Origin of the sequence: Pseudooctadecabacter sp., assembly GCF_020627745.1 — a bacterium.
Taxonomy (GTDB): Bacteria; Pseudomonadota; Alphaproteobacteria; order Rhodobacterales; family Rhodobacteraceae; genus Octadecabacter.
Map to the genome: position 1 here is coordinate 65,692 of NZ_JAHDGE010000003.1, position 14,238 is coordinate 79,929.

15 protein-coding genes and 1 tRNA gene are annotated in these 14,238 nt (G+C 58.4%); 8 read left to right on the forward strand and 8 right to left on the reverse strand.

The window, feature by feature from the left end:
* Positions 1–50: 50 nt before the first annotated feature.
* Together QZ653_RS02175 and QZ653_RS02180 are read right to left on the reverse strand one after the other, a co-directional pair.
* Complete coding sequence (locus QZ653_RS02175) at positions 51–1,088, reverse strand: FliG C-terminal domain-containing protein (protein WP_296417329.1); 1,038 nt, start codon at positions 1,086–1,088, stop codon at positions 51–53.
* A 140-nt stretch (positions 1,089–1,228) separates the two neighbouring features.
* Positions 1,229–1,717 carry an autoinducer binding domain-containing protein gene (locus QZ653_RS02180; RefSeq protein WP_296417330.1) on the reverse strand — a complete coding sequence of 163 codons (489 nt, stop codon included), beginning with the start codon at positions 1,715–1,717 and terminating at the stop codon, positions 1,229–1,231.
* A 175-nt stretch (positions 1,718–1,892) separates the two neighbouring features.
* Here QZ653_RS02180 and QZ653_RS02185 point away from each other — a divergent pair, with 175 nt between their 5' ends.
* Entirely contained in the window at positions 1,893–2,468 is a 576-nt protein-coding gene (locus QZ653_RS02185; protein ID WP_412765984.1) for an autoinducer binding domain-containing protein, read from the forward strand.
* 149 nt (positions 2,469–2,617) lie between these two features.
* Positions 2,618–3,232 (forward strand): acyl-homoserine-lactone synthase, encoded by a 615-nt coding sequence (locus tag QZ653_RS02190; protein WP_296417332.1) that lies wholly within the window; start codon positions 2,618–2,620, stop codon positions 3,230–3,232.
* A gap of 56 nt (positions 3,233–3,288) precedes the next feature.
* On the opposite strand, the gene purB is transcribed toward QZ653_RS02190, so the two are convergent.
* Positions 3,289–4,590, reverse strand: a complete 1,302-nt coding sequence (gene purB, locus QZ653_RS02195) for an adenylosuccinate lyase (RefSeq protein ID WP_296417333.1) — start codon at positions 4,588–4,590, stop codon at positions 3,289–3,291.
* 85 nt (positions 4,591–4,675) lie between these two features.
* Between purB and QZ653_RS02200 the strand changes: the two genes are divergently transcribed.
* The 3 genes from QZ653_RS02200 (at position 4,676) to QZ653_RS02210 (ending at position 6,159) form a co-directional block, all read left to right on the forward strand.
* Positions 4,676–5,005, forward strand: a complete 330-nt coding sequence (locus QZ653_RS02200; protein WP_296417334.1) for a hypothetical protein — start codon at positions 4,676–4,678, stop codon at positions 5,003–5,005.
* Positions 5,005–5,415 carry a DUF6314 family protein gene (locus QZ653_RS02205; protein WP_296417335.1) on the forward strand — a complete coding sequence of 137 codons (411 nt, stop codon included), beginning with the start codon at positions 5,005–5,007 and terminating at the stop codon, positions 5,413–5,415. Before QZ653_RS02200 ends, QZ653_RS02205 begins: the two co-directional genes overlap by 1 nt.
* An 87-nt stretch (positions 5,416–5,502) precedes the next feature.
* Complete coding sequence (locus tag QZ653_RS02210; RefSeq protein ID WP_296417336.1) at positions 5,503–6,159, forward strand: biotin transporter BioY; 657 nt, start codon at positions 5,503–5,505, stop codon at positions 6,157–6,159.
* A gap of 163 nt (positions 6,160–6,322) precedes the next feature.
* Here QZ653_RS02210 and QZ653_RS02215 read toward each other — a convergent pair whose 3' ends face one another.
* Positions 6,323–7,525, reverse strand: coding sequence for a bifunctional alpha/beta hydrolase/OsmC family protein (locus QZ653_RS02215; protein WP_296417337.1), 1,203 nt, complete (start codon positions 7,523–7,525; stop codon positions 6,323–6,325).
* An 89-nt stretch (positions 7,526–7,614) separates the two neighbouring features.
* Here QZ653_RS02215 and QZ653_RS02220 point away from each other — a divergent pair, with 89 nt between their 5' ends.
* Complete coding sequence (locus QZ653_RS02220; protein ID WP_296417338.1) at positions 7,615–8,484, forward strand: endonuclease/exonuclease/phosphatase family protein; 870 nt, start codon at positions 7,615–7,617, stop codon at positions 8,482–8,484.
* Here QZ653_RS02220 and dddP read toward each other — a convergent pair.
* On the reverse strand, positions 8,481–9,821 hold the full coding sequence (gene dddP, locus QZ653_RS02225) for a dimethylsulfonioproprionate lyase DddP (protein WP_296417339.1): 1,341 nt from the start codon (positions 9,819–9,821) through the stop codon (positions 8,481–8,483). The genes QZ653_RS02220 and dddP overlap by 4 nt on opposite strands.
* A gap of 88 nt (positions 9,822–9,909) precedes the next feature.
* Here dddP and QZ653_RS02230 point away from each other — a divergent pair, with 88 nt between their 5' ends.
* Complete coding sequence (locus QZ653_RS02230) at positions 9,910–10,647, forward strand: heme-dependent oxidative N-demethylase family protein (protein ID WP_296417340.1); 738 nt, start codon at positions 9,910–9,912, stop codon at positions 10,645–10,647.
* A 526-nt stretch (positions 10,648–11,173) separates the two neighbouring features.
* On the opposite strand, the gene glnA is transcribed toward QZ653_RS02230, so the two are convergent.
* The 3 genes from glnA to QZ653_RS02245 form a co-directional block, all read right to left on the reverse strand.
* The gene (gene glnA / locus QZ653_RS02235; protein ID WP_296417341.1) at positions 11,174–12,580 is read right to left on the reverse strand and encodes a type I glutamate--ammonia ligase; all 1,407 of its coding nucleotides are present in this window, start codon (positions 12,578–12,580) and stop codon (positions 11,174–11,176) included.
* A gap of 54 nt (positions 12,581–12,634) precedes the next feature.
* Positions 12,635–12,973, reverse strand: a complete 339-nt coding sequence (locus QZ653_RS02240) for a P-II family nitrogen regulator (RefSeq protein WP_296417342.1) — start codon at positions 12,971–12,973, stop codon at positions 12,635–12,637.
* A 374-nt stretch (positions 12,974–13,347) separates the two neighbouring features.
* On the reverse strand, positions 13,348–13,839 hold the full coding sequence (locus QZ653_RS02245; RefSeq protein WP_296417343.1) for a Hint domain-containing protein: 492 nt from the start codon (positions 13,837–13,839) through the stop codon (positions 13,348–13,350).
* Between the two features lie 279 nt (positions 13,840–14,118).
* On the opposite strand from QZ653_RS02245, the gene QZ653_RS02250 reads away from it, so the two are divergent.
* Positions 14,119–14,203: transfer RNA gene (locus tag QZ653_RS02250), tRNA-Leu, on the forward strand.
* Positions 14,204–14,238 lie beyond the last annotated feature (35 nt).

Genomic DNA, 14,238 nt, shown 5'->3' on the forward strand with positions numbered 1-14,238 from the left:
CTGTGATGCTAGGAGCAGTTGCGCCGTAAGGAAAGACTGCTTTTGACGGCTCAGTCGTTGCTGCTGTCGTCTTCGACCACCAAAACAATGATGCCCTCGTCCGCCGCATTGCGTATGGCCGCAACCACGGCGGTTTGCGCCTTTTCCCCATCGGACTGCTTGATTTTGCCGCCTTCTTCGATTTCGTCGCGCAGGTTGTCGGCCATGCGACTGGACATGTTGTTCAGGATAAAATCAGCCGCGTCCGCCAGTGTGCCGCCCGCCTGCAGGGCATAGGCCAGACTTGCGACAAGATCGGACTGATCGGCTTCGCGAATGGCCTTGGGAACATCGGGGACAGACAGCCTGTCGGGGATATCGGCAAAGGTGAAGATCGCCTTGCGGACCCCCTCACCAAAGGTCGGATCTTCGGACAGGAGCCCTTCGAGAATGCCGTCGCGGGTGCTGGCAGAGCTGGAATTGAGGATGGCACCGATCCGGGTTTCGGCGCTTTCGGCGAAAGCAGGCATGGTCGCGCCGCAATAATTCTGCGCAAGGCTTGCGCCGATCCGTGCCATGGCCTGCGCTGTCACCTTGGTGGTGCGGGACATGGAATAGGCGATCCGTCGTGCACGGTCCCCCGGCATCATGCCAAGCAATTCGGCGGCTTTCGGCGTCGACATTTTGGACAGCATGATTGCACAAACCTCGGGGCTTTCGGCCTCGGTGATGGGCAAAATCGCCTTGTTCTCAAGCTCCAAAACAGATTTCCACGGATCATGACCGGCGCGTGCCGCGGCCTCTTCGCGCAGTTTGGCCGCAGTGGCGGGGGAGATCCGGCCCTCAAGGGATTTCAAGGCAGCCTCAACGCTGCCGGGCGCGGTCAGGGCGACGGCAGACAGTTCTTTCGAAAATTCGTCAATGACGTGGTGCAAAGTCACTTTGTCAATGATGCTGAGCGCGCCCAATTCCCGTGTCAGCCGCGCCTGCGATGCTTCGGGAAGGTCTTCGAGGGGCAGATTTCCGTCATTGCGCAACAGCAGCTGTACCACCATCGCGGCCTTGCGGGATCGCGGAATATCGGGGAGCGTCTGGGTCGGCGTTGCCATGGTGCACCTTTGATCTGAGTGCGTGTGGTCTAGCCAAAGGACATGAATCGGTGGTTAACCGCGATGATATTTCAACCGGCCGGGATGAAAGTGTCGGTTCGCCTGTTAATTTATGTCAAAAGTGAAATTCAACCCAAGGTTTAGCTGGGATGGGTCATTTTGACGGACAGGTCGTGCAATTCATTTCTCAGCGCGTCATCCATCCCTGTTTTGGATGCGGTCAGAAGATGTAATTGGCGAATATAGTCGGATAATTGCTGCATTTCCTCGTCTGTATATTCGCGGTCCGGACGGGCGAACCCGCCAATACTGCGGGTGTCATCCGCCTCAATCCCGATAGCTGCACCGTACTTCATCCCATAAGCCGATGATTGTTCGTAGATTTTCAGCACATCCTGATCCGATAAATCGGACCAACGGATATACCCCTCATTCGAGAAAGCCCAACTGACAGTCGGATCAGACAGCACATAACCGTTTTGGGAATACACTTCCATCCAGGCTTTCGGGTAGGTCTGGAATTGAAATTCGGACGATGTGAGGCGAATATGGAATGCAATTGCGAAACCCGCGGGCGCGAGGTCCTCTATTGTTTCCAAAAGGGTCGTAATTTTGTCTATATTATCCATAATGAGCTTCCGCGCTCTCTTTGAGGTTGCTTGCGTCTGAACAGACAGAATACATAAAGTGCACAGCACATGAGAATAGTAATCGGATCACGTTCCAAAGGACAGGAACATCTGTAGGATCCGATGCGCGAGAGGGCGCAGCTTGACGGATTTAGAGACCCACGATGACGTCCTGATGTTGGCCCCGACGGGCTATTACATCGCGTTGAGAGTGGGTTTTGCCTTTCCGATGGAGGAGGTCAATGCCCTTCCGCAACCATGGGTCGATCACTACACCAAATTGAGGTTCATGCTGCATGATCCGGTCACGCGCTGGGTTTACAGCAACACGGGCGCGGTTCGGTGGCGGGACATTGAACTGCCCGATCCCATGCGGGTGCTGGATCAGGCGCAGACCTTTGGGCTGCGTTACGGGTTGGCGGTGTCCTATTTTGACGGCAACACCGACGGGCACCGGTCGTTTGGCCATTTCGCGCGATCGGATCGGGATTTCGAGGACGACGAAATTCTGTCGCTGACAGGGTATATCGAACGTCGGCACCACGAGAAAGCGCCGCCGACGAACCTGACCCAAGCCGAACTTGAGGCGCTGTCGATGCTGCGGGAGGGGATGCGCCTGAAACAGATTGCGCACGACCTTGGGGTGTCGGAGGGGGCGGTCAAACAACGTCTGAAGAATGCCAAGACCAAACTCGGGGCGCAGACCTCTGCGCAGGCGGCGGCGTTGGCGAAGGAATTCGGGCTGCTTTGAAGGCCGCCTATTCGTTAACAAATAGTTAATATTTCCCGGAGTTTAGGTCTTTTCCGAATTCGGCGTCGGATTTTCGCGAAAATGATAGGAAAGTATTAACCATCTTCTGAAAGCAGCGCTAAATGGACTCTCCAAAAAGGAGAGTAGAAATGGAAAATATCACCTTTGAATTGTCCGGCGTCCATCAACATGGTCCGGCCTTTTTTGACTATCTTGCGCTTAGAAAACAGTTCTTCGTCGATACATTGCATTGGCAGATACCACACAATGCGGATGTGGAGATGGACCAATACGACAACCCGATGGCACGCTATTCGCTGGTTCTGGATGATCAGGGTCGCGTCCTGGCAGGCGCTCGGGCTATGTCCTGTGCCGCACAGTGGGGCGATCACACGTACATGCTGAAGGATGCGATGACGGGTAAACTGTCGACGATCCCCAACAACTTGCTGGATAAGGTCATTGACGCCCCGAACGTGTGGGAGTGTACGCGGCTTGTCATTTCACCTGAAGTCCGGTCGATGCGGGTGCGCACGCAATGTCTTGATCTGATCGTCGAAGGGCTGATCGATATGGCCAACGCCGAAGGCGCGGACACGTTGATTTCGCTGTCCAACCTGTGGCTCCTGCGTGCGTTGAAACGTCTGGGCTACGGTGCCGAACTGATGGGGGAGCCATATGAGAATGGCGATGACGGGCACAAATACGCCGTCATGGCGATTGCGGCCCGTCACAAGCATCAGGCCGAACTGAACGCAGCCTGACGCATATAAACCATCCGTGGGCGCTTTGGGGGGCCCACGGAGGCAAAGGGGTGGGGTTAGCCGAACACGCGCTTGAAAATCGTGTCGACGTGTTTGGTGTGATAATCCATGTCGAATTTTTCGTTGATGCCGTCCACACCAAGGGCGGCAACCACATCGTCATCTGCGAGGAGTTCTTCGCGGAAATCGACGCGGTGTTCCCACACCTTCAGCGCATTGCGCTGGACCATGGAATAGGCGTCTTCGCGGCTGACGCCGGCCTGTGTCAGGGCCAAAAGCACGCGCTGGGACATCACCAATCCTGGGAATTTGTTCATATTGTCGAGCATATTTTCAGGGAAGATCAACATCTTGTCGACGACGCCGGTCAAACGGTTCAACGCAAAGTCCAACGTCACCGTCGCATCCGGCCCGATGCCGCGTTCCACCGACGAATGTGAAATATCGCGTTCATGCCACAACGCCACGTTTTCCATCGCGGGGATCACGGTCATGCGCACCAGACGGGCCAGACCGGTCAGATTTTCGGTCAACACAGGGTTCTTTTTGTGCGGCATTGCGGAGGAGCCTTTTTGCCCCATGGAGAAGAATTCCGCACCCTCCAGCACTTCGGTCCGCTGCATGTGGCGGATTTCGATGGCGACGTTTTCGATGGACGACGCGATGACGCCCAATACGGAAAAGAACATCGCGTGGCGGTCGCGGGGGATGACCTGGGTGCTGATGGGTTCAGGTGTCAGGCCCAGTTTTTCGCACACATGTTCTTCGACCGCGGGGTCGATGTTGGCGAAGGTGCCCACGGCGCCGGAAATGGCACCGGTTGCGATTTCGTCACGGGCTGCGACCATACGGGCGCGGTTGCGGTCCATTTCGGCATAGAACCGTGCAAAGGTCAGACCCATTGTGGTGGGTTCGGCGTGGATACCGTGGCTGCGGCCCACACGGACGGTCATCTTGTGTTCCATCGCACGTTTTTTCAGCGCGGCCAGCAGGTTATCCAGATCGGCGATCAGGATGTCGGCGGCGCGGACAAGTTGCACGTTGAAACAGGTGTCCAGCACATCCGATGATGTCATGCCTTGGTGCACGAACCGTGCTTCGTCTGAACCGACGTGTTCGGCCAGATGGGTCAGAAAGGCGATGACGTCGTGTTTGGTGACGGCTTCGATTTCGTCGATGCGGGCCACATCAAATTCCACGTCTTTGGCTTTCCAGACAGCCTCGGCGTTTTCGCGGGGGATCACGCCGATGTCGGCCATGGCGTCGCAGGCGTGGGCCTCGATCTCATACCAGATGCGGAACTTGGTGGCGGGGTCCCAGATGGCGGTCATTTCAGGGCGGGCGTAACGGGGAATCATGGGCAAATGGCCTTTTTGTGACGTGCGAAATCGGGTTTGCTGCGTCATAAGCTGTGGGGCGGCCAAGAACAACAGGGGGTGGCATATGCGGAGAATGGTTTTGGCAGCTGTGCTGGTGCCCGGTGCCGCACTGGCGGAGTTTAAGGCGATGACCGGGGCCGAGATTGAGGCTGCTCTGACGGATCGCGCTTTGGTCTACACCGACGGGGCCACACAGGATTTCCGCGCCTCTGGCCGGACGCTGTATAATGCGGGGCGGGACAGCTGGGGCTATTGGGCCGTGCGCGGGGACGCCTATTGCAGCCAGTGGCCCCCCAGCGATGGCTGGTTTTGTTACGACATGGCGCGGGACGGTGATGTTCTGCGGTTCATTGCCGAAGACGGCAGTTTCACCGACGGGGTCTACAGCGACTGATGCGGGGTATCGCGGATTTTCAGGGCGGCTATACCGTGTCGCGCCGGATTGAGGACCGGTTGACCGGGGCCGAGACCACATTTGAGGGCACGGCCACGATCACGGCAGACGGGCCGGGGGCGATTTACCGCGAAACGGGCGCGTTGCAGATGGGCAGTGGCACCTTCACTGCAGAACGGTCGTATCTGTGGCGCCCTGCAGGCGCGCGCATCGAAGTGGCCTTTGCCGATGGGCAGCCGTTTCATGACTTTGATCCCGAACATGGCGGGCAGGCCACAGAACATCTGTGCGGCGCGGACATGTATCGGGGGGGGTATGACTTTTCGGAATGGACCTGTTGGTCCCTGCGCTGGGACGTCTCTGGCCCGCGCAAGGAGTACACTTCGGTCACGTGGTATGTGCGGCGTTAGCGATATCTGGGGGCCAAGGCGGCCTTCGCACTTGCAGAACGCGCGCGCACAGGGTTATCTGCGGCCAACGAAATAAAGGAGAGCGTCATGTCGACAGCCACAACAAACATGGTCCTGAGCGACCGCCTTTGGGATGCGCAGGGTGCGGCCCTCTGGATCAAGCGTGCAATTTTGCTGGTGGCCGGTGTGGCCGCGCTGACGGTTTCCGCCAAGATCCAGATCCTGACACAGCCGGTGCCGGTGACCTTGCAAATGCTGGTTGTCATGGTGATCGGTGCGGCCTACGGGCCCAAGCTGGGGGCTGCGACGGTGGCGTCCTACATCGCTTTGGGTCTGCAGGGTCTGCCTGTGTTTGCGGGGGCTGTTGCCGGTCCGGCCTATGTGCTGGGGGCCACGGGTGGCTATCTTCTGGGCTTCATGATTGCCGCATATGCGGTCGGCGCGCTGGCCTCTGCCGGTTGGGACCGGTCCCCGTTGCGGATGGCTGCGGCCATGGCCGTGGGCATCTTGTGCGTCTACATCCCGGGTGTGATGTGGCTGAGCGCCGGTGCGGCCCTGTTGGGTGGTGCTGCGACGGCGGCGGTGTCCGGCTTTGTGGGTGGCGAAGCCTTCACCGGTTACGGTTGGGCCAACTGGTATGCCTACGGTGTCAAAACCTTCATCTGGGTTGATGCGCTGAAGCTGGTGGTTGCGGTCATCGCATTCCCCGCGATCTGGAAGCTGGTGGGCGACGCCCGCGGCTAAGACCTGTTTATGGGTATTAAAATGAGAGGCGCGGAGCGATGCTCCGCGCCTCGTTTTGTTTATGGGTGCCTGTTGCGTGTGTGAGCCCATCGCGGAAGGCGTGGTTTTTGGGTTGAGAGATGCGCCTCCGGCGGGAGTATTTGCAGCAAAACGAAACAGGCGATTATGCCAGTTCGGTTTTGATGTGATTGCTGCGTTCCAGTGTTTGGTGCACGGGACAGCGGTCCGCGATTTCCAGAAGGCGCGCGCGTTGTGTGTCGTCCAGATCGCCTGTCAGGTGGATGGTGCGGGTGAAGCTGTCGATCTTGGATTTGGCCTCGGCATCCTGGCCGTGGACTTTGTCGTGGGTGACATCGACACTGACCGAGGCGAGGGGCCAGCCTTTGCGACGGGCATACATGCGGATGGTCATGGAGGTACAGGCGCCCAGACCGGCGGACAAAAAGCCGTAGGGGGTGAGGCCCTTGTTGGTGCCGCCATAGGCTGCGGGTTCGTCGGCCAGGACATGGTGCGGGCCGCTTTGGATGTCTTGCAGAAAGCCCGCAGGGTCGGCTTCGGACACGCGCAGGATGCCTTCGGGGATGCCGATGGGGGGCGCGGGGCGGCGCAAGTCGATGTATTTGGAGGCCCAGCCTGCAATCAGCGTGGCCGCATATTCCGCGTCTTCGGCCCGACCCAGCAGGTGGTCGGCGTCGTCAAGGGTGATGAAGCTTTTGGGGTGTTTGGCGGCCAGAAAAATCTCGGATGCGTTGGTGATGCTGACGGTGGCATCGCGAGGCGCGTGAAGCACCAGAAGGGCTGCGTTCAGCTTGGAGATCGCAGGCGTCAGTTCGCCTTTGGCGATGTCTTCGAGGAAATCGTTGGAGATGCGGAAGGGGCGACCGCCCAAGGACACCTCGGCCACGCCGTCGCGGATGATATCGGGAAGGCTGTCTGCGAAGTTTTCGGTGACATGTTCGGGGTCAAAGGGCGCGCCGATGGTGACCACGCCTTTGATTGACGTCATCTGCGGGGCGGCCTTGAGAACGGCTGCACCGCCCAAGGAGTGTCCGATCAGCAGGGAGGGGGACATATCGCGTTTGTCGAGTTCTGCACAAGCGGCGATGAGATCCTGCACATTGGTGGTGAAGTTTGTGTTTTCAAATTCACCCTCTGAATGACCAAGGCCGGTGAAGTCGAACCGCAGCACGGCGATGCCCATCGAGGCAAGGCGGCCCGCGATCCGGCGCGCGGCGGGGATGTCTTTGGAACAGGTGAAGCAGTGCGCAAAGAGCGCCGTGGCCAGATGTGGACCATCGGGCATATCAAGGCGCGCGGCAAGCTGTTGGCCGTCATGACCGGGGAAGGTGAAACGTTCTGTGGGCATTTAATCGGGGTCCTTATGTTGTCTTGAACGTGGACCTGTATCAGGGATGTCGCAAGGGATGTGACGGTGGCGTCACGGAGAGGTGAAAGATGTGGCAAACGGTTGGACGTGGATTGGCGGTGCTGGGCGCTGGCGTTGTTGTGGGGTCATTCGCCGGTGATCTGCACCCTATCGGCGACAGTCTGGCTGTCTTTCGCGCCGTCTGGATTGCCGGGACACTGGCGATCTGTGCGTTCATCTGGCGCAGCAGGACGGCCCGTGTGGCGGCGCTGGTCTGTGGAGTGGCCGCTGCTGTGTCCGTTTTTTCAGCGTGGAACTGGACGGGTCCAGAGGGGTCTGTGGCCTTGACGGTTTATCAAAAGAACATGAAGTTTCGTCCTGCGGATCGCACGGATTTCATTGCCGACGTTCTGGCGCAAGACGTTGATATTGTGACACTGCAAGAGGTCAGCCGTGCCAATCAACCCGTGCTTGAGGCCTTGCGCGCGGCGTTTCCCTATCAGCTGCTGTGCAACGGTCATCGTGTCGGGGCTGTCGCGATTTTGTCGAAGACGCCTTTGACCGGAACAACCTGCGGGACACAGCCCGGATTTGCACGGGCTGCGACCGATGTGAACGGGACGCCGGTTCAGGTTGTGTCACTGCACTTGCATTGGCCGTGGCCCTATAACCAGGCGCGGCACGTGGCGGATTTGCTGCCGGATCTGGCGCCGCTGGAGGATGGGCCGACTGTGGTGGGAGGAGATTTCAACATGGTGGCGGACGGGCGCAGTGTTGCAGCGATTGAGCGCGCGACCGGCACCGCGCGGGTCGGTCCGCGCGTGGCCACGTTCGAGCTTTATGGATTTCCTTTGGGGATTGACCATGTCCTTGCGACAGGCGGCCTTGGCGTGCTGTCTGCCCGCCCTTTGTTGGGTGCAGATCACTACGGTCTTGTGGCGCGGATCGCCTGGCCCTAGCCGCCCATCAATTCCGCATCCCACGGATAGGTCGTCAGACGTTCATAGCCGTCCTCGGTGATCAGCACCTGATCTTCGAGCTTGATGGAGAAATCGCCGCCGACTTCGCCGACCAAGGCCTCGACACAAAGGGTCATGCCGGGCTGAAGTTCGTAATCAAACGCACCGGAGACCATTTTGTCGGGGTAGGCCACGAGGGGCCATTCATCGCAGAGCCCCACGCCGTGCATCAGGCAGCCGTATTTCTGCGCCTGGTATTTGTCGTGCAGCACATGGGTGTTGCGGCTGAGGTCTTCGATATTCACACCCGGTTTCAGCATTTCCATATTGGTTTCAATATGTTCGACGCCGTGCTTCATCGCCTCGATCATATCGGGGCGGGGTTTGTCGGGGCCAATCCACCAGCTGCGCGAGATGTCGATACAAATGCCGTAGCTGCCCACCAGATCGGTGTCGAAGCTGATGATTTCATTGGGCTGGGTGATGCGCGGTCCACATTCCTGAAACCACGGGTTGGTGCGCGGGCCAGAGGCCAGAAGCCGCGTTTCGATCCATTCACCGCCACGGCGAATGTTTTCGGTGTGCAGAACCGCCCAGATGTCGTCCTCGGACGTGCGGCCGTTTCCGGCGTGGCCCCGCGCGAAATCCTCCATCGCGCGCACGGCTGTTTCGCAGGCGTGGTTGGCGCAGCGCATGGCCAGAATTTCGTCGGGGCCTTTAATGGCGCGGGATTTTTCGGTGACTTCCTCCCCTTCCATGATCTCGAAACCCTGCGCTTCAAGTGCGCGCAACCCGTGCAGCATGACCTTGTCGACGGCCAAACGCATGTTGCCGCCGCCGTGCGTTTCGATCAGGGCACGGACCTCGTTTGAAAAGACGTCAGCGGCCACATCGACCCTATCGCCACGGTCGAAATAGAACAGATCCGCGCCGGAGCGTTGTTCGCGCACAAGCGGGTTGAAGGTGCTGAGGAAGGGGGAATTCTTGTAGTCCCAGATGACCATGTACCCGTCAGCGCACAGCAGAACCGCGCGGAACGGGTTGTGGGTGTTCCACAGTTGCATATTCGTGCTGTCAGTGGCGTAACGGATGTTGAGGGGGTCGAACATCAGCAACCCGCCATAGCCGCGGTCGACGATGTGCGATGTCAAACGCCGCCAGCGAAAGTCCCGCATGGCGGACAGGTTGGGCAGGGTGAGGCCCGCGGCCTCCCATTCCCGAAACGCAAGCTGTGTGGGGCCAATCTCGATCCGGTCGGCGTCGTTTGGGGTGCCGTCCCCCAAAGTGGCACCACGGGTGGGATCAATCTTGCGCGTGTCGCGGTAGTGGGTGTTCATGGTTGTCCTCCCTTTGTGGTGCTAACGTGAGGGTGGAACATGCTTGGATGTCTTGTCCGGTCAGAAAACGACATGGGAAACGGTCACAATGGACACGTCAGAAGAGGGTATCTTGCACCCGCATTTGCCCGCCGACCAACTCGACCGGGCGGCTGCGCGTCTTCCGTCCATGCAGCCGGTGCGGGGACCGTGGCTGCGCACGGACGAGGCCTATGCCGCACAAATGGCCGAACGGCGCAGGCTTTTGGATGGTCGTCGTCGGGATGTCTATCGCCAGTGCCCGGAAGGCCTGACCGCCGCGCGCGATTTTTTGACCCAGGCGTTGGATGCTTTGCCTGAAGGGTTCAAGACGACGGGGGATACTGTGCTGTGTCCTGACGGGGCTGATGTCGCCCTAGACTGGAACGCCCCGCTGCTTTCGGTGGGCCGGTTTTTGCAACAGGACGTTTGTATATTGCAAAAACAGGGGGATGAGCATGTTCTGACGGGGGCCGTGCTGTGCTTTCCGGCCAGCTGGACCTTGGCAGAAAAAATCGGCAAGCCGCTAACCCGTATCCACACACCCGTGCCCGATTATGACGACGCCATCGCCCGACGGGTTCAAAGGCTGTTCGATGGTGTGAAACGGGGGCAGCCCATGTGGCGGGCGAACGCGTTGCGGTATCGCGATCCCGCCTTGTTCCAGCCCCGCGCAGAGGCGGATCAACGCCCGGTTGGTGGCCCCGACGATCCTTTCATCCGAAGCGAAAGGCAGACGGTGTTGCGATTGGGGGGCGAGGGGGCTGTCGCTTTTATTATTCACACCATGGTGGTGCGGGCGGTCTAGAAGACGAGATACAAGAGGCCTGCCGAAAGGATACCCATTGTCGTCGCGGCCTTAACGGCGTTTGAAAAGCACCATCGGACCGGATCCTTGATCATGTCGGCAAAGCTGCGCGGGTCGTCGCCATAATGCAAAGATCCCCCGCCAGTCGCGACCCCACGGGCCTGCCATGCCTGAGGCATGGTGGATGCGCCTTTCCGTACTGCGGAAGCTGGCACATTGCAGGCCCGATGGGATCCAAATCCGTAAGTGGATTGATAGGGCGACGACGGCGGGGTGTACTGGTTCACTTTACTCATGAGCCGTTACTGTCATCCGATGTGGTCAACATCACGTTAACGTCAAGGAAAGTTCGGGAAGAAATTTCGACGGAAATAGGGCAAAAACCCCTTGGTTTGTGGCCAATCCCGAACAATTTTCAGAAATTTGCGTAAATGAGCGTCATAGTCTCATTTTCGCGCAGATTTGACGGCTCATGCAAAAAGGGCGCCCCATGAGGGCGCCCCTTCGTGTTGTGTCGTCGTCCGAATTAGCAGCTGTAGTACAGCTTGAATTCGACGGGGTGGGGTGTGTGTTCGTATTCGTACACTTCTTCCCACTTCAGATCCATGTACCCTGCGATCTGGTCTTTGGTGAAGACGTCACCGGCCAGCAGGAAGTCCATGTCTTTTTCCAACTCTTCCAGCGCTTCGCGCAGGGAGGCGCAGACCGTCGGGATTTCAGCCAACTCTTCCGGAGGCAGATCATAAAGGTCTTTGTCAGATGCCGCACCGGGATCAATTTTGTTCTTGATGCCGTCAAGGCCAGCCATCAGCAGCGCTGCGAAGCACAGGTAGGGGTTGGCTGCGGGGTCAGGGAAACGGGCCTCAACGCGCTTGGCTTTGGGGCTTTCGGTCCATGGAATACGCACACAACCGGAGCGGTTGCGCGCAGAGTAGGCACGCAGAACGGGGGCTTCAAAGCCCGGGATCAGACGCTTGTAGGAGTTGGTGGACGGGTTCGTGAAGGCGTTCAGCGCCTTCGCGTGCTTCAGGATACCGCCGATGAAATACAGCGCTTCCTGAGACAGGTCGGCGTATTTGTCGCCTGCAAACAATGGCTTGCCGTCTTTCCAGATGGACATGTTCACATGCATGCCGGTGCCGTTGTCGCCCGCGATGGGCTTGGGCATGAATGTCGCCGACTTGCCGTAGGCCTGGGCGACGTTGTGGATGACGTACTTGTATTTCTGTAGCTCGTCGGCCTGCTTGGTCAGGCTGTCAAAGATCAGGCCCAGTTCGTGCTGGCAAGACGCCACTTCGTGGTGGTGCTTGTCGACCTTCATGCCCAGACGCTTCATCGTGGACAGCATTTCAGAACGGATGTCCTGAGCATCGTCGATGGGGTTGACGGGGAAATAGCCGCCCTTGACGCCCGGACGGTGGCCGGTGTTGCCCATTTCGTATTCGGCATCGGTGTTCCATGCGGCGTCGATGGCATCGACTTCATAGCCCACCTTGTTCATGCCGACGGAGAAACGCACGTCGTCGAACAGGAAGAATTCCGCCTCTGGGCCCATGTAGGCCACGTCGCCGATACCGGTGGATTTCAGGTATGCTTCGGCTTTTTCGGCCGTGCCGCGCGGGTCGCGGTCATAGGCTTCACCGGTGTCCGGCTCAACAATAGAGCAGTGCAGACACAACGTCTTTTCCGCGTAGAACGGGTCAATATAGGCGCTGGATGTGTCCGGCATCAGTTTCATGTCGGATTCGTCGATGGATTTCCAACCGGCAATGGACGAGCCGTCGAACATAAAGCCTTCTTCAAGGAAGTCTTCGTCGACCTGATCGGAGCACAATGTGACGTGCTGCAGTTTGCCGCGCGGGTCCGTAAAACGGATGTCGACGTAATCGACATCTTCGTCAGCGATCATTTTCACGAGATCTTTGTTCTTCATTACTTGAGTTTCCCCTGGTCAATAATGGATGGATTGGGTGTGAGACAGCGCGCGTTAAAGCGCGTCGTCGCCTTCTTCGCCTGTCCGGATGCGGATGGCTTGCGCAACGTCGGATACGAAAATCTTGCCGTCGCCGATCTTGTCGGTCTTGGCTGCGGTGATGATGGCCTGAATGGCGCCGTCGACCTGCTCATCGGCCAGAACGACTTCGATCTTCACCTTGGGCAGAAAATCGACAACGTATTCCGCGCCGCGGTACAATTCGGTGTGGCCTTTCTGACGGCCAAAACCTTTGACTTCCACGACACTCAGGCCTTGGATGCCAGCATCTTGCAGGGCTTCCTTAACTTCGTCCAGTTTGAACGGTTTGATGATGGCCTCGATTTTCTTCATGGGCCGACTCCCCCCTAAATTGATGCGTTCGGATGCGTGAGACCATTTTCAGGGGCAGGGCTCAATTCAAGGGGGGGATGCCGCAACATCAGGCAGGGGGTTTTGGTGGCCATTGCCCAAAAATTAGGCAGCTAGGCGAGAATGTGTGCAGAAGTGAATCTTGCTGCTTGGGCCTCTGCCATCCGGATGAACAGGTCGGGGGCACCTTCGCTTTCTCTGGTTCCAAAATACCTCGGGTGAGCGCGCAGCGCGAGGGCAGAGCCCTCAAATGCGCAACGCAGCCCCAAGGGGACTGCGTATCTGGCGTGGCGCAGCAGCCCCGCCGTCTATAAAGGGGCGCGCGTCAGCGCACGATCCTTTCAGGCGTGCTGCCGTCAGACGTTGGTGCTGGCGACTTCAAGTCCGTCGGCGTAGATGATGTGTTGACGGTCAAAGACCAGTTCATAGGTCATCATCGATACTTCGTCCCGTTCGGAGATGAATTCACCGTCAATAAGACGCTTGGCTTTCACGGTCGCCACATCGGCGCCGAAAAGCGCCTTGGCGCGCCAGTCGCGGATGTGAACAAGCGTATCCGGGCCGACAATCATATCTTCTTCGGGGCGCGTGTGGCCCAAAGACCCGGCCTTGATCTGGATGGCGGCGACTTTGGCCTTTGTGCTGCGGATGTCACGCAGAACAGACATGCCGGCATCGCGGGTGATGATGCGGTCGCCAACTTTCAAACGTTCGACAGGCGTTTCTCCATCCAGTGTCATGACGGTGGTGCCTTCGGCCAGACCTGCCACATTCTGGCGGCTGGCGGATTTCAGGGGTGTCGCAACGATTGTGCGATCTTCAAAGTCTTTATTACGTCCCAGGTGCATGGCGTTTCTCGCTCTCAGCTTATGTCTGCTCAATGTTTGACCTGAAATATGGCAACAAAACGTTACTGGTGGGACATATTTCGTATCTTTGCGGGGCATTCGTGGGATGTGAGTCTTTTTCGCCACGGCGCAAACGCAGAGAAATCAACGCGATGTGCGATGACGAAGCGGTGCAAAAGACCTGTCCAGACAGGGCGTTTTCCTCTCGCATCCCCTGACGCGTTTTGCTAAGACGCGCCCAACTTAAGGGGATGGCTTTGCCGTCCCCTTATAAATACTGCGGGTGTGGCGGAATTGGTAGACGCACCAGATTTAGGTTCTGGCGCCGCAAGGCGTGGGGGTTCAAGTCCCTTCACCCGCACCAAATTGCCCTATTTTCGGGGCACGTGAGATATAAAG

Bases quoted from the DNA above. Each gene is read 5' to 3' on its own strand.
- QZ653_RS02175 (WP_296417329.1), bottom strand. From the start codon at position 1,088: ATGGCAACGCCGACCCAGACGCTCCCCGATATTCCGCGATCCCGCAAG.
- QZ653_RS02180 (WP_296417330.1), bottom strand. From the start codon at position 1,717: ATGGATAATATAGACAAAATTACGACCCTTTTGGAAACAATAGAGGAC.
- QZ653_RS02185 (WP_412765984.1), top strand. From the start codon at position 1,893: ATGTTGGCCCCGACGGGCTATTACATCGCGTTGAGAGTGGGTTTTGCC.
- QZ653_RS02190 (WP_296417332.1), top strand. From the start codon at position 2,618: ATGGAAAATATCACCTTTGAATTGTCCGGCGTCCATCAACATGGTCCG.
- purB (WP_296417333.1), bottom strand. From the start codon at position 4,590: ATGATTCCCCGTTACGCCCGCCCTGAAATGACCGCCATCTGGGACCCC.
- QZ653_RS02200 (WP_296417334.1), top strand. From the start codon at position 4,676: ATGCGGAGAATGGTTTTGGCAGCTGTGCTGGTGCCCGGTGCCGCACTG.
- QZ653_RS02205 (WP_296417335.1), top strand. From the start codon at position 5,005: ATGCGGGGTATCGCGGATTTTCAGGGCGGCTATACCGTGTCGCGCCGG.
- QZ653_RS02210 (WP_296417336.1), top strand. From the start codon at position 5,503: ATGTCGACAGCCACAACAAACATGGTCCTGAGCGACCGCCTTTGGGAT.
- QZ653_RS02215 (WP_296417337.1), bottom strand. From the start codon at position 7,525: ATGCCCACAGAACGTTTCACCTTCCCCGGTCATGACGGCCAACAGCTT.
- QZ653_RS02220 (WP_296417338.1), top strand. From the start codon at position 7,615: ATGTGGCAAACGGTTGGACGTGGATTGGCGGTGCTGGGCGCTGGCGTT.
- dddP (WP_296417339.1), bottom strand. From the start codon at position 9,821: ATGAACACCCACTACCGCGACACGCGCAAGATTGATCCCACCCGTGGT.
- QZ653_RS02230 (WP_296417340.1), top strand. From the start codon at position 9,910: ATGGACACGTCAGAAGAGGGTATCTTGCACCCGCATTTGCCCGCCGAC.
- glnA (WP_296417341.1), bottom strand. From the start codon at position 12,580: ATGAAGAACAAAGATCTCGTGAAAATGATCGCTGACGAAGATGTCGAT.
- QZ653_RS02240 (WP_296417342.1), bottom strand. From the start codon at position 12,973: ATGAAGAAAATCGAGGCCATCATCAAACCGTTCAAACTGGACGAAGTT.
- QZ653_RS02245 (WP_296417343.1), bottom strand. From the start codon at position 13,839: ATGCACCTGGGACGTAATAAAGACTTTGAAGATCGCACAATCGTTGCG.